The 13398-nt window shown below is 72.7% G+C and carries 14 protein-coding genes and 1 riboswitch; of the genes, 6 read left to right on the top strand and 8 right to left on the bottom strand.

What is annotated here, in order from left to right:
- Nucleotides 1-91: 91 nt before the first annotated feature.
- The 3 genes from ACFZDC_RS31185 to thiO all read right to left on the bottom strand — a co-directional run bounded on the left by ACFZDC_RS31185 (nt 92) and on the right by thiO (nt 2247).
- A complete protein-coding gene (locus ACFZDC_RS31185; RefSeq protein WP_391329131.1) occupies nt 92-886 on the bottom strand; it encodes a thiazole synthase in 795 nt (264 codons plus the stop codon).
- Nucleotides 887-889: 3 nt separating this feature from the next.
- The gene (gene thiS, locus ACFZDC_RS31180) at nt 890-1090 is read right to left on the bottom strand and encodes a sulfur carrier protein ThiS (RefSeq protein WP_391329130.1); all 201 of its coding nucleotides are present in this window, start codon (nt 1088-1090) and stop codon (nt 890-892) included.
- Complete coding sequence (gene thiO / locus ACFZDC_RS31175) at nt 1087-2247, bottom strand: glycine oxidase ThiO (RefSeq protein WP_391329129.1); 1161 nt, start codon at nt 2245-2247, stop codon at nt 1087-1089. The genes thiS and thiO overlap by 4 nt, the downstream gene beginning before the upstream one ends.
- Nucleotides 2245-2356: riboswitch (TPP riboswitch) on the bottom strand. It overlaps the preceding gene by 3 nt.
- A 53-nt stretch (nt 2357-2409) precedes the next feature.
- Between thiO and ACFZDC_RS31170 the strand changes: the two genes are divergently transcribed.
- The 6 genes from ACFZDC_RS31170 to ACFZDC_RS31145 all read left to right on the top strand — a co-directional run bounded on the left by ACFZDC_RS31170 (nt 2410) and on the right by ACFZDC_RS31145 (nt 7210).
- On the top strand, nt 2410-2760 hold the full coding sequence (locus tag ACFZDC_RS31170) for a hypothetical protein (RefSeq protein ID WP_391329128.1): 351 nt from the start codon (nt 2410-2412) through the stop codon (nt 2758-2760).
- Between the two features lie 32 nt (nt 2761-2792).
- Nucleotides 2793-4025 carry an FAD-dependent oxidoreductase gene (locus ACFZDC_RS31165; RefSeq protein ID WP_391329127.1) on the top strand — a complete coding sequence of 411 codons (1233 nt, stop codon included), beginning with the start codon at nt 2793-2795 and terminating at the stop codon, nt 4023-4025.
- Nucleotides 4026-4090: 65 nt separating this feature from the next.
- Nucleotides 4091-4456, top strand: a complete 366-nt coding sequence (locus ACFZDC_RS31160) for an Rv2175c family DNA-binding protein (RefSeq protein ID WP_391329126.1) — start codon at nt 4091-4093, stop codon at nt 4454-4456.
- A 90-nt stretch (nt 4457-4546) separates the two neighbouring features.
- Nucleotides 4547-5194: a thiamine phosphate synthase gene (gene thiE / locus ACFZDC_RS31155; protein WP_391329125.1), complete on the top strand. Its 648-nt coding sequence runs from the start codon at nt 4547-4549 to the stop codon at nt 5192-5194.
- Between the two features lie 121 nt (nt 5195-5315).
- The gene (gene metF / locus ACFZDC_RS31150) at nt 5316-6239 is read left to right on the top strand and encodes a methylenetetrahydrofolate reductase [NAD(P)H] (protein WP_391329124.1); all 924 of its coding nucleotides are present in this window, start codon (nt 5316-5318) and stop codon (nt 6237-6239) included.
- A gap of 56 nt (nt 6240-6295) precedes the next feature.
- Nucleotides 6296-7210 carry a hypothetical protein gene (locus tag ACFZDC_RS31145; RefSeq protein ID WP_391329123.1) on the top strand — a complete coding sequence of 305 codons (915 nt, stop codon included), beginning with the start codon at nt 6296-6298 and terminating at the stop codon, nt 7208-7210.
- Nucleotides 7211-7224: 14 nt separating this feature from the next.
- Here the strand turns inward: ACFZDC_RS31145 and ACFZDC_RS31140 are convergent, their stop codons facing one another.
- From ACFZDC_RS31140 to ACFZDC_RS31120, 5 genes are all read right to left on the bottom strand, one after another.
- Nucleotides 7225-8772 (bottom strand): FAD-dependent oxidoreductase, encoded by a 1548-nt coding sequence (locus tag ACFZDC_RS31140; protein ID WP_391329122.1) that lies wholly within the window; start codon nt 8770-8772, stop codon nt 7225-7227.
- 57 nt (nt 8773-8829) lie between these two features.
- Nucleotides 8830-9444, bottom strand: coding sequence for a DUF4126 family protein (locus tag ACFZDC_RS31135; RefSeq protein ID WP_391329121.1), 615 nt, complete (start codon nt 9442-9444; stop codon nt 8830-8832).
- Nucleotides 9445-9834: 390 nt separating this feature from the next.
- Nucleotides 9835-10464, bottom strand: a complete 630-nt coding sequence (locus ACFZDC_RS31130; protein WP_391329120.1) for a TetR family transcriptional regulator — start codon at nt 10462-10464, stop codon at nt 9835-9837.
- Nucleotides 10465-10511: 47 nt separating this feature from the next.
- Nucleotides 10512-12596 carry a YhgE/Pip family protein gene (locus tag ACFZDC_RS31125; protein ID WP_391329119.1) on the bottom strand — a complete coding sequence of 695 codons (2085 nt, stop codon included), beginning with the start codon at nt 12594-12596 and terminating at the stop codon, nt 10512-10514.
- The gene (locus ACFZDC_RS31120) at nt 12568-13341 is read right to left on the bottom strand and encodes an ATP-binding cassette domain-containing protein (protein WP_391329118.1); all 774 of its coding nucleotides are present in this window, start codon (nt 13339-13341) and stop codon (nt 12568-12570) included. The genes ACFZDC_RS31125 and ACFZDC_RS31120 overlap by 29 nt, the downstream gene beginning before the upstream one ends.
- Between the last annotated feature and the right edge of the window lie 57 nt (nt 13342-13398).

Here is a 13398-nt window from a genome sequence, read left to right as displayed (position 1 = left end):
TAGAGTGCGGTCACGAGGGTGTCCAGGTTCGTCGTCACAAACGATCATGGACACCCTCTCCTCGCGCCCGCAGGCATTTGGAAAGACTCGTCTAGAAGGCGGGGCGCTCGGGATCCAGGTGGGCGCGCCCCTCCGTGGGGGAGGAGGCCTCCGCGAAGTGCCTGCGCGGAATCCGCCCGGCCAGCCGGGCCAGGCGTCCCGCCTCGACCGCGTGCTTCATGGCGGCGGCCATCGTCTCGGGCTCCTGCGCCCGCGTGACGGCGGAGGCGAGCATCACCCCGGCACACCCCAGCTCCATCGCCAGCGCCACGTCCGACGCCGTACCGGCCCCCGCGTCCAGGATCACCGGCACGCGCGCGTGCTCCACGATCAGCTGGAAGTTGTGCGGGTTGCGGATCCCGAGCCCGGACCCGATCGGCGAGCCCAGCGGCATCACCGCCGCACAGCCCACGTCCTGCAGCTTCCGGGCGAGCACGGGATCGTCGTTGGTGTACGGCAGCACCGTGAACCCGTCGTCGACCAGCGTCTCCGCCGCCTCCAGCAGCTCCACCGGATCCGGCAGCAGCGTCCGCTCGTCGGCGATGACCTCCAGCTTGATCAGGTCGGTGCCGAGGGCCTCGCGGGCCAGCCGGGCGGTCAGCACGGCCTCCCCGGCGGTGAAACAGCCCGCCGTGTTCGGCAGCACCCGGATGCCCAGCTTCTCCAGCACCGAGAGCACCGAGCCGTGCACCGCGGGATCGACCCGCCGCATCGCCACCGTGGTCAGCTCCGTGCCCGAGGCGACCAGCGCCCGCTCCAGCACGTCCAGGCTCGGTGCGCCGCCCGTACCCATGATCAGCCGGGAGCCGAAGGGCACCCCACTGAGGACGAAGGGATCGTCGGCCATGGCTCAGCCTCCCTGCACGGCGGTGAGGACTTCCACACGGTCGCCCTCGGCGAGGGCCGTGGTCGCCCACTGCGCGCGCGGGACGACGGTTTCGTTGACGGCGGCGGCCACCCCGGAGGGCGCCGCGGTGAGGGTCTCGACGAGGGCGTCCAGCGCGGTGCCCGGAGCGACCTGCCGGCGCTGCCCGTTGACGGAGATGTTCATGCCGGCTGCTCCACGAGTACGGCGCCGAAGCGCTTCGGCGTGAACGGGCGGGCCTCCTGAGGCAGCTCACCGCCGACCAGCAGCTCGGCCATGACGTCCCCGGTGACCGGCGTGAGCAGCACCCCGTTGCGGTAGTGCCCGGTGGCCAGCAGCAGCCCGTCGAGCCCGGAGGGGCCGAGCAGCGGCGCGTTGTCGGGGGAGCCGGGACGCAGACCCGCCCGGGTCTCGGTGAGGGGCAGCTCGGTGATCCCCGGCACCAGCTCATGGGCGTCGCGCAGCAGCTCGTAGACGCCGCCCGCGGTCACCGTCGTGTCCCAGCCCAGCTCCTCGCTGGTCGCGCCGACGACCAGCTCACCGTTCTCCCGGGGCACCAGGTAGACCTGGCTGCCGCGCACCACGGCCCGCACGGTGCGGCTCAGGAAGGGCGCGTACCGGCGCGGCACGGTCAGCCGCAGCACCTGTCCCTTCACCGGCCGTACGGGAGGCAGCACGTCGTCCGGGACGCCCGTCAGACGTCCGCTCAGGCTCCCGCCCGCCAGCACCACCTGACCCGCGCCCAGCCCGGTACCGTCCGCCGTGGTGATCCCGGCGGCCCGGTCCCCCGCGACGTCGAGCCGCTCGGCCCACGACCGGTGGAACACCACCCCGGCCCGCTCGCACGCGGTCACCAGGGCCGACGCCAGCCGCCGCGGGTCGATCTGGTGGTCGCCGTCGACCCGCAGCCCGCCGCGCACACCGGGCGCGAGCATGGGCTCCAGGCGCCGGCAGTCCCGCCCCGACAGCCACTCCGACTCCAGGCCCGAACGCTGCTGCAGCGCGTGCAGTTCGCGCAGATGCGCGCGGTCGTCGGCGTCGAGCGCGACGGCGAGCGTGCCGCTGCGCCGGTAGCCGAGGTCGTGTCCGGTCAGCTCGGTCAGCTCGGCCGCGAAGTCCGGGTAGCGGCGGGCGGATTCCATGTTCAGGGCGAGCAGCGTCTCCTCGCCGTAGTGCAGTTCGGTGACCGCGGCCAGCATCCCCGCCGCGACCCGCGCGGCCCCGCCACCGGGCTCCGGGTCCACCACGGCCGTGGCGAGCCCCCGCTGCGCGGCACGCCAGGCCGTGACCAGGCCGATGATTCCGCCCCCGATGACGAGGACGTCGGGTGTACGTGACGACATGGGCGTCCAGCCCCTCCCTTCGCCGGCATGACCCGGATCAGGTTCGTACGGTCGGAGGCCGCCAGCCTCCCTCTCAGCCCGGTGCGTCCGGGCTCCCGCGAGTGCTTGTACGGTGGCCACCCTAGCCCGCGGAGTACGTCGCCTGTAAGGGAGCCCCCGGCCATGACCCGCTCGCTCGACGGACTGGTCCTGGCCCCGGTGGCGGACCAGGCCCCAGGTCAGGTGGGTACGCGCACCCGGTTCGCGTACCACGAGAAGGACGGGGAGATCTGGGCCGAGTACGCCGGCGGCGACGTCGTACGCGGCCATCTGGTCGGCACCCGGGAGGGCGACCGGCTGGACTTCCGCTACGTGCAGCTCAAGCGGGACGGCACCACCTCCTCGGGGCACTGCGTGGCGACGGCCGTGGAACTGCCGGACGGGCGGGTGCGCGTGGAGGAGGCCTGGCGGTGGGAGTCGCAGCCGGGCGCCGGGACGAGCATTGTGGAACAGGTCACCGAGCACGCCCCCTGACTGACGTTTTGTCAGTTGTCTATGGTGATCGAGTGAGCGAGCAGACACCGCAACAGGGCACGTCACAGGGACGGCACGTGGTCGTCGTCGGCGCGGGCATGGCCGGGGTGCAGACCGCGGTCGCCCTGCGGGAGCAGGGCTTCACGGGCACCGTCACGCTGATCGGCGCCGAGCCCCACCAGCCGTACGACCGGCCGCCGCTGTCCAAGGCCGTGCTGCTCGGCACGGCCGAGGGCTCAGCCTTCGACATCGACTTCGAGGCCCTCGGTATCGAACTGCGGCTCGGCTGCGAGGCGCTGGGCGTGCGCCCCGGCGACCACGAGCTGGGCACCGAGGCGGGACCCGTCCCGTACGACGTCCTGGTGCTCGCCACGGGTGCCGAACCGATCCGGCTGCCGGGTGCCGAGGGCGTGCCCGGCGTGCACCTGCTGCGCACCCTGGACGACGCCGAACGGCTGCGGCCCGTGCTCGCCCGGCAGCACGACATCGTGGTCGTCGGCGCCGGCTGGATCGGCGCCGAGTTCGCCACGGCCGCCCGCGAGGCCGGCTGTGCCGTGACCGTCGTGGAGGCCGCCGACCGGCCGCTGGCCGGCGCCCTGCCCGCCGAGGTCGCCGCGCCGATGACCGTTTGGTACGCCGACAGCGGCGCCGAGCTGCGCACCCACGCGCGCGTGGAGCGCGTCGAGCCCGGCACGGTGGTGCTCGGCGACGGCACACGGCTGCCCGCGGGCGCCGTGGTGGTCGGCATCGGCGCCCGGCCGGCCACCGGCTGGCTGGCCGGTTCCGGCATCGAGCGGGGCGCGCACGGCGAGGTCGTGGCCGACGCCCACCTGCGGACCTCCGCCGAGGACGTGTACGCGGTCGGCGACTGCGCCTCCTTCCCCTCGGCCCGCTACGGCGCCCGGCTTCTGGTCCACCACTGGGACAACGCCCTGCAGGGCCCGCGCACGGTCGCCGCGAACATCCTGGGCGAGATCCCCATGGCCTACGACCCGGTGCCGTACTTCTGGTCGGAGCAGTTCGGCCGGTTCGTCCAGTACGCCGGCCACCACCCCGCGGCCGACCGCATGGTGTGGCGCGGCGACCCGGCGAGCCCGGCCTGGACCGTCTGCTGGCTGCGCGAGGACCGGCTGGTGGCTCTGCTGGCCGTGGGCAGGCCGCGCGATCTGGCCCAGGGCCGGCGGCTGATCGAGACCGGCCGGCGCATGGATCCCGAGGCCCTGACCGACCCGGCGCGGCCCCTGAAGGAAGCCACCGTCGGCTAGGCGCGTCCTCCCGCGTGGACCGGCCTGACTTCCGACTGTCAGTGGGGGATGGCAGGCTAGTTTCCGTGACCGAGATTGACGCAAAGATTGATGCTCTCGTCCCCGCCTGGCTCACTCTCCCCGATATCGCCGAAAAGTTCGGCGTCGAGGTGACGCGTGTGAGGCAGCTGGTCAAGGAGGGCCAGCTCATCGCCGTACGCCGAGGTGAGAACCGGGCGCTGCACGTCCCCGCCGCCTTCATCGACGGGGACAAGGTCGTCAAGGGCCTGACCGGGACCCTGACGCTCCTGAGGGACGACGGCTTCACGGTCGAAGAGATGATCGAATGGCTCTTCACCCCCGACCCGACCCTGCCCGGCACCCCCGCGCAGGCCCTGAGCGAGAATCGCGGCACGGAGGTGAAGCGCCGCGCCCAGGCGCTCGCCGTCTGAACCGACCCGCACCTCGGGTGGCGTACCGGCCGCGGCCCGTACGCCACCCCCTCGCACACCCATGGACACCGACCACGGGGGGACCCGCTCATGTCCGACACCGCCCGCGGCAGGCTCGTCGACGCCCGCCTCTACCTCTGCACGGACGCCCGTGAGCGCCAGGGCGACCTCGCCGAGTTCCTGGACGCGGTCCTGGCCGGCGGTGTCGACATCGTGCAGCTGCGCGACAAGGGCATGGAGGCCGCCGAGGAGCTGGAACACCTGGAGGTCTTCGCCGACGCCTGCGCCCGGCACGGCAAGCTGCTCGCGGTCAACGACCGGGCCGACGTCGCCCACGCCGCCTCCGCGGACGTGCTCCACCTCGGCCAGGGCGACCTGCCGGTCCCCGCGGCCCGCGCGATCCTCGGCGCCGACGTCCTGATCGGCCGCTCCACGCACGCCGTGTCCGAGGCCGCCGCGGCCGCCGTCCAGGACGGCGTGGACTACTTCTGCACCGGCCCCTGCTGGCCCACCCCCACCAAGCCCGGCCGCCACGCCCCCGGTCTCGACCTGGTCGGGTACACCGCCGCCCTGGGCACCGACCGCCCCTGGTTCGCCATCGGCGGTATCGACCTCGGCAACCTGGACGAGGTGCTCGACGCGGGCGCCCGCCGAGTGGTCGTGGTCCGCGCGATCACCGAGGCCGACGACCCGGGGGCCGCGGCGGCGGAGTTCGCGAAGCGGCTCCGGCAGGCTTAGGGACGCTCCGGGACGGGGCGCTGTCCAGGTTTTTGTCCAATGGGTGGACGGGGAAGCGACAATTCGGGCAAATTTCCGGCATTCGGTTGGGGTGCCGCCCACCCCTGGCTAACCTGCGGGTATGGCCCTCGGAACCGCATCCACCAGGACTGATCGCGCACGCACCGTGCGTGACATCCTCGCCACCGGCAAGACGGCGTACTCGTTCGAGTTCTACGCGCCGAAGACCCCCAAGGGCGAGAAGAGCCTGTGGAACGCACTGCGGCGGGTCGAGGCCGTGGCTCCCGACTTCGTCTCCGTGACCTATGGCGCCGGCGGCTCCACCCGAGCGACCACCGTCAAGGAGACCCAGCAGATCGTCGTGGACACGACGCTCACGCCGGTCGCCCATCTCACCGCGGTCGACCACTCCATCGCCGAGCTGCGCAACATCATCGGCCAGTACGCGGACGCGGGCATCCGCAACATGCTCGCCGTGCGCGGCGACCCGCCCGGCGACCCGATGGGCGAGTGGGTGCCGCACCCGAGGGGTCTGACGTACGCGGCCGAACTCGTCCGGCTCATCAAGGAGTCGGGCGACTTCTGTGTCGGTGTCGCCGCCTTCCCGGAGATGCATCCGAGGTCCACGGACTGGGACACCGACGTCGCCCACTTCGTCGACAAGTGCCGTGCGGGGGCCGACTACGCCATTACGCAGATGTTCTTCCAGCCGGAGTCGTATCTGCGGCTGCGCGACCGGGTGGCGGCGGCCGGCTGCGAGACCCCGGTCATCCCCGAGGTCCTGCCGGTCACCAGCGTGAAGATGCTGGAGCGGCTGCCCAGGCTCAGCAACGCCGTCTTCCCGGACGCCCTGAAAGAGCGGATCCTCACAGCGAAGGACGATCCGGCGGCGGTACGCTCCATTGGCATCGAGTTCGCCACGGAGTTCTGCGCCCGGCTGCTGGCCGAGGGAGTGCCCGGAATGCACTTCATCACGCTCAACAACTCCACGGCGACCCTGGAAATCTACGAGAACCTGGGCCTGCACCACCCCCCGCAGGCCTAGACCGGCCGCACCGCGATACGACACACTGCGTAGCGGTCACTGGGAGAGGGGCGTACATGGGCTGGACGGTCCTCTACATCGCGTTCGGCGTCGTCGCACTGTGGTTGCTCGGCGAGGTGCTGCTGCAGTACAAGGCGCGGCTGCGCTGGCGGCTGCTCGCCTTCGGCGGCTTCCTCGGTGTCGTACTCGGCGTGCTGATGCCGTCCGTCATCGTCATCGGTCTGGGTGCGATCGCGTTCGCGGTCGGCCAGACCTACGTCACCCTGTCCTTCCGCCGCGGCTTCGCCGCCGGCTGGGCGGTCAAGCGCCCCGAAGCCGAGGCCGAGGGCGGCGGCAGCAAGCGGCGGCGCGGCAAGGCGGACCGCCACGACCCGACCCTCGAGGTCTCCGACCTGGAGGCCGCCGACGGCGGAGACGACCGGGACGCCGGCTACGGCCGCGAGCATCTGGCCTACGGCGACGACGACCGTGACGACGTCTTCACCCCGGCCCGCTCGCCCGAGCCCAGCGCCGCCGAGAGCACCGCCGTCTACGAGCCCCAGCCCCTGCCCGACGACACCGGCTCCTACGGCGTCTACGGCGACACCGCCTACGCGGCCGCCGCCCAGCACCAGGCCACCGACCAGAACTACGCCTACGACTACTCGGGCTACGCCCAGCAGAGCTACGGCTACGACAACGGCCAGCAGGGGTACGCCAACTACTCCGACCCGTACATCGGCACCCAGTCCTACGGCGGGACCACGTACGGCACCGGCTACGAGCAGCAGCAGTACGGGCAGCAGGGCTACGGTCAGGACCCGTACGCCACCGGCGGCTACGGCGAGACCCCGGCCGACGGAGTCTGGGTCCCGCAGCAGCGCAGCGAGACCTACGGCGGCGAACTCCCGCAGGAGGAGCCGTACCCGTACCAGGGCAATGGGCAGCAGCCGCAGCCGGGCGCCGGGTACGACGAGCAGTACCGCTTCTGAGACCTACTCCCGGCTCACTGCGAGCCCCGGAACTCTGGGCCCTCCACGATCAGCCCCGCCACCAGCGCACCGGACATACCGGCGTGCGGAAGGCCCCCGCCGGGGTGGGACCAGCCGCCGACGGTGAAAAGGCCGGGCAGCTCGGTCGTGTTGCCGGGGTGCAGCAGGTGTCCGGCGCCGGCCGCGAGCGCCGGGGCCGGTATCGCGCCGCCCGCCGCGCCCGTGGCCTCCTCGATGGAGGCGGGGGTGCGCACCTCCCTCCAGAGAACGCGGTCCCGCAGCCCGGGCACGGCACGCTCGGCCACGGCGATCATGGCCTCGGCGCGCTGTTCGAAGACCTTGCGGTCGGCCCAGCCGTCTTCCTGGGGCTGGGCGGGGACCGTCGAGGTCAGGACGATCGACTCCTGGGCGGCGTCCGGGACCAGCGCCGGATCGTCGGGCCGCAGCACCGTGACGGTGGGGCGGGCCGCCATCCCGCCCGGGCCGCCGAACAGCAGGTCCCGTTCGGCCTCACGGTCCTCCGCGTGCACCACGGTCCGGTGGGCCGCACCCTCCGGCCGCCCACCGCGCAGCGCCAGCAGCACCGTCAGCCGACTCGGCGCCCCGCGCCGCGGTGCGACCTCACCGGCACCTCGCACCGCCGCGCCCGTGACCAGCCGGCCGAGGGCGTCGGGGGCGACACCCGCCACCACGAGGTCCGCCTCGGCAACCGTCCCTCCCCCGGAGCCCAAAGCCCGGGAGGTGCCCCCAGCCAGCTGCACGCCCGCCGCACGGCCGTCCTTCTCCACGATCCCGGTCACCTCGGCGCCGAAGACGAACTCGACCCGCCGCTGCACGCACCGCTCGTACACCGCGCGCGCCAACTCCCGGATGCCACCGCGCACATACCAGGTGCCGAAGGCGTGCTCCATGTACGGCAGCACGGCCGCGCTCGCCGGAGCGGTCCGGGGATCGAGGCCATGGGCGAGCGCGTGGCTCTCCAAGAGGGCCGCCAGCCGCTCGTCGCGCAGCTCCCACTCGCCGATCTCGGCCAGCGTGCTCGCACGCCGGGTGCGCAGCAGACGCTTGTGCGGCACGGCCGGATACGGCTCCCGCTCCGCCAGCACCTGCCAGTTCGGCCACAGCGGCTCCTCCAGCAGTGGCCGGCGCGTGCGGTCCCAGGCCTCCCGGGCCCGCACCAGGAAGTCGCCCCAGCGCTGCCCGGCCCCCCCACCCAGCGCCTCGTCAAGGGCCGCGACCACGCCCGCGCGAGAGGCGTTCGGCAGCGACACCTCCGTGCCGTCCGCGAAGACGTGCCGCGAGGCCGGATCGACCTGGACCAGCTCGACGCACTCCTCCAGCGGCTCCTTGCCGGTCTTGACGAACAGATCACGGTAGACCGCGGGCAGGGGCAGCAGCCCGGGGCCGGTGTCGAAGGCGAAGCCGTCCCGCTCGAAGCGGCGCACCGCACCGCCGTACGTCTCCGTACGCTCGTACACCGCCACCCGGTGGCCCGCGACGGCCAGCCGGGCAGCGGCCGCCATCGCGCCCATCCCGGCGCCGATCACCGCAATCCGTGCCATGCCTGCGACTTTATCGACCGTCACTGACAACGCGGCCCGCGGGCGGTCCGTGCGCGGTCAGCCCGGTGGTCCGGACACCGGCGAGGCCGGCCGCCGCTCCTGCCGCCGCCGGGCCCGGCGCCGCAGGAAGCGCCGGATGCGGGAGACGAGGAACACCAGCACCACGAGCCCGGAGACCAGCAGGGTGCCCGCGACGACCGCCGCGGCCTCCGGATGGAACATGGCGAACGAGACGACGCCGGCCACCCCGAGATCCTCGGCGAGGCTCAGGACGACGTTGCTGAAAGGCTCCGGCGAGGCGTTGACCGCCATCCGCGTCCCGGCCTTCACCCCGTGACTGGCCAGTGCGGTGGAACCGCCGATCAGCCCGGCCGCCACGTCCGACAGCGAGCCGCTGTGCCCGGCGAGCAGCGCCCCGACCCAGGCGCCCGCGAGCGGCCGGACGACCGTGTGCACGGAGTCCCACACCGAGTCGACGTACGGGATCTTGTCGGCGACCGCCTCGCACAGGAACAGCACGCCCGCCACGATCAGCACCTCGGGCCGCTGCAACGTCTGAGGCACGTCGTCGCTCAGCCCTGTCACGCCGAACAGGCCGAGCAGCAGCACCACCGCGTAGGCGTTGATGCCGCTGGCCCAGCCACTGGTGAACACCAGGGGGAGTACCGACACGGACGTGATGGTAGCCAGGCGGCGGGCCGGCGTCGTGGGCGCGCGCACGGACGCGTGAGTATCCGTACCTAGACCGCGAGATGAGTACGCGCGCGGATGGGCCGCGGCCTGGGTCAACGGGAGAGTGGAAGCACGGCAGGGGGCGCGGCCCGGCACCGCCGGCACGGGGCGGCGGAACGGCGCCCGCGCCCTGGCCGCTCCTTCCGCCGATCCGTCGGCGGAAGCGAGGCACGGGGGACCCGGGGCAGACCACCACGGGGGACCAACGGGGGAGAGGGAAACACAAGGAAAGACCGTACGAGGAAGCACGGGGGAGTACGGGAAGCACGGGGGAGTGGGAAGGCGCCGGTCCGGCAGCGGACCGGCGCCTTCTCCGTGCCCCCGGCGGGCTCAGCCCTTCCCGCTCACGCGTCCCTGGAGCAGCAGGGACAGGGCCGCGTGAACGTCGTCCAGGGAGCGCTCCGGCTGGAAGGACTTCCAGTCAAGGGCGGCCACCAGGACCATGCCGACCAGCGCGGCCGCGGTCAGCTGGACGTCGATCTCCCCGCTGAACTCGCCGGCCGCCACACCGTCGCGCAGCACCCCCTCCACCACGGCGACGGCCTCCTGCCGTACCACCATCAGCGTGGACTGCCAGGCGCGGTTGGTGCGCCACAGCTCGGCCACGTACAGCTGGGTGAAGGCCGGGTAGCGGTCGATGAAGACCAGGCCCGCGCGGACCATCGCGTCCAGGGCGTCCACCTTGCTGCCGCCCTCGGCCGCGGTCCGCTCGGCCGCCTCCCGCAGGGAGGCGGTGAGGAGGCGCACGCCGTGCCGCAGCAGTTCCTCGAAGAGGACCGACTTGCTCGCGAAGTTGTAGTAGACCGTGCCCTTCGCGACCCCGGCCCGCTCGGCGATCTCGTCCACCGTGGTGGCGGAGAAGCCCTGCTCGGCGATGAGCGTGACGGCCGCCTCGTAGAGCTTCTGCCGGGTGGCCTCGCGGCGCGTGCTGCCGCCGGACGTGGCGCTGCTGCTTTCCATGGCCCCGATTGTCACAGGTACGCGCGCGTGCAGGGGCCTCCCGGGGATCACAGGCTCAGTTCCGGGTGCAGCCGGTCCAGGGTCCACACCTGGCGGCGCCGGGCCGTGAGCGCGGTCAGTGCGAGGGTGCCCGCGGTGAACGCGGCCAGCACCCCGCACGCCTGCCACACCGGGCCGAGCCCGCCGCCCGTGATCAGCCGGCGCAGCGCCTCCACGATGTAGCTCATCGGCAGGAAGGGGTGGATGGCGTTGAAGAAGCGCGGGCTGGTCTGCACCGGGTAGGTGCCGCCCGCCGAGGTCAGCTGGAGCATCAGCAGGGCCAGCACGAGGATCCGGCCCGCCGCCCCGAAGCGGGCGTTCAGCCACTGCACGATCGCCGCGAAGCATGCCGCCACGAGGAACAGGAAGCCCACCGTCCCGGCCGCCCGTGCCATCTGCAGGCCGATCGCCCAGTGCAGCACGGACATCAGGGCGGCCGTCTGCAGCACGCCCACCGCGGCCACCGGCAGCCAGCCGGCCAGCGCGATCCGCCAGGCCGGCGAACCGGCCGCCAGGGCACGCCGGTTGAGCGGCGGGATCAGCATGTACGCCACCATCGCGCCCACCCACAGGGACAGCGGGATGAAGTACGGGGCGAAGCCGGTGCCGTAGTTGGGTGCATGGTGCAGGTCGTGGGAGGCGAGCTGGACCGGGTCGGCCATCACGCCGGTGCGCTGGTCGCGGTCCTTCTTGTCGTAGTCCGGGATCTTCTTCGCGCCGTCGTGCAGACCGCCGGACAGCTTCCCGGAGCCGTCGACCAGCTTGTACATGCCGCCGTTGAGCGTCTCGGCGCCCGACGCTGCCGTGCCGATGCCCTTGTCGAGCTGGGCCGCGCCGGTACTGGCGGTGCCGAGCCCGGTGTGCAGCTTCTTGGCGCCCGCGGCGACCCGGGCCGCGCCGTCGTTCAGCTTGTTGATCTTCTTGACGGCGTCGTTCACGTCCTCGTAGAGGTGCGGCGCGCGCTCGGCCAGGGCCTGGGCCTGCTCCTGGAGCGTGCCGAGGTTGGCCTGCATCGTCTTCAGGTCGCCGTCCTGGTCGGCGATCAGGGTGTTGAGGTCGTCGGCGACGGTGGCCACGTCCGCGGCCGCCTGCCTGGCCCTCTTCAGGTCGGGGCAGACCGGGTCCGGGACGACGGCGGTCTCGCAGCGTGCCTTGTAGACCTCGTCCAGGGCGGCCGAGGACGCGTGGGCGGTCCTGGCGGCGCCCGGCGCGAGCTTCACCAGGACGTCGAGGTTGTGGCGCACCGCCTTGGCCGAGTCGGCGACCAGCCGAGCGGTGTCCCCGATGGTCTTCCCGTTGTCCTTCAGGAACGGTCCGGCCTTCGCGTAGACGCCGTTGACGTTGTCCGCGAGGGTCCGCGTACCGTCCGCGACCCGCTGCGAGCCGTCCTCCAGGTCGCCCGCGCCCCTGGTGAGCTTTGTCAGGCCCGTGGAGAGCTTGCCGCTGCCGCTCTTGGCGTCCTCCAGGCCGTCCGCGAGGTCCTTGGAGCCCTTCTCCGCCTTGCCGAGGCCGCCCTTGAGCCGGTCGGCACCCTTGGCCGCCGTCACGGTCTTGTCGTGGATGGAGGAGAAGGAGATGAAGATTTTGTCCAGGAAGGTGCGGGACGTCTTGGTGGACGCGGCCGAGCGGACCTCGTTGAAGACCGTCCGGGAGATCTGGCCGACGATGTAGTTGTTCGCGTCGTTCGTGCGCACCCGGAGCGCGCCCGTCTGCGGGGAGTCGCCCGAACTGGAGGCGATCCGCTCGCTGAAGTCGGACGGCATCGTCAGCGACAGGTAGTAGGTGCCGTCCTCGACACCGCGGCGGGCCTCGGCGTCGCTGACCCGGTGCCACTCGAAGGTCCGGCTGTCGCTCAGCCCGTCCACGATGTCGGCGCCGGCCGTGACCCTCTTCCCGCCCGCCGTGGCGCCCTTGTCGTCGTTCACCAGGGCCACCGGGATGCGGTCCAGGCGACCGTACGGGTCCCAGAAGGACCACAGGTACAGGGCGCCGTAGAGCAGGGGAAGCACGAGCAGCGCGACCAGGGCGGCGCGCGGCAGCTTCCCCCGCCCGAAGCGCCTCAGCTCAAGCGCGGCCAGCCTCGGCGAGCGCATCGGCCTCCTCCTTCGGGTCGCTCTTGTCGTCGCTGCGGCCGGTGGGAACCGTCTCGTCGCTTCCGTGGGTGGAGACGGGGACGCAGTCCTCGGGGGCGGTGCGGCACACGGCCACGACCGTCGTCCCCGCGCGCGTGAGGGAGCGCAGCAGGTTCCAGACCTCGGCGCGTTCGGCGTCCGAGAGCTTCATGTCGACGTCGTCCACGCCGAGCAGCCGGGGCCGGCCGAGGAGGGCCAGCGCGATCGACAGGCGCAGCTCCTCCAGCCGCTCCAGGTCGCGTACGGCCGTCCGGGAGCCCTTGGGGAGCGTCTCCAGGTCGAGTCCCGCGGCGGCCAGGGCCGCGTCGACGCGCAGCCGCGCCTCGTGGGTGCGCTCCGCTCTGGGCCGCAGCACCTCGCGCAGCGAGTCGCCGAACCTGCGCTGCAGCAGGGCCCGCTCCCGCAGGTGCTCCCCGACGGTCAGGGCCGGTTCCAGGTCGGTGACACTGGCCACGTTGGCCACGGCGCCGACCCGGCGCACGGCCGCCATGTGCCGGGGGAGTTTGAACCCGCCCACCGTGGCCACTCCCTCGGTGGGCTTCATCCGTCCCGTGAGTGCGAGCAGCAGACACGTACGGCCGGAGCCGGACGGTCCCTCGATCGCGATCAGCGAGCCGGGCTCCGCATCGAGGGTGATGCCGCGAAAGGCCCACCCCCGCGGCCCCTTGAGCCCGAGACCCTCGGCTGTGACGTCCACGCCGTCCACAAGCCCCCCTGTGCATTATTTGAACTGACTGGTCAGTGCAAAAATACGCCCGAACCT

Origin of the sequence: Streptomyces sp. NPDC007905 (assembly GCF_042959345.1) — a bacterium.
Lineage (GTDB): Bacteria > Actinomycetota > Actinomycetes > Streptomycetales > Streptomycetaceae > Streptomyces.
Note: the sequence above shows the minus strand (reverse complement) of the source record. Positions and strands in the feature narration are given on the sequence as shown.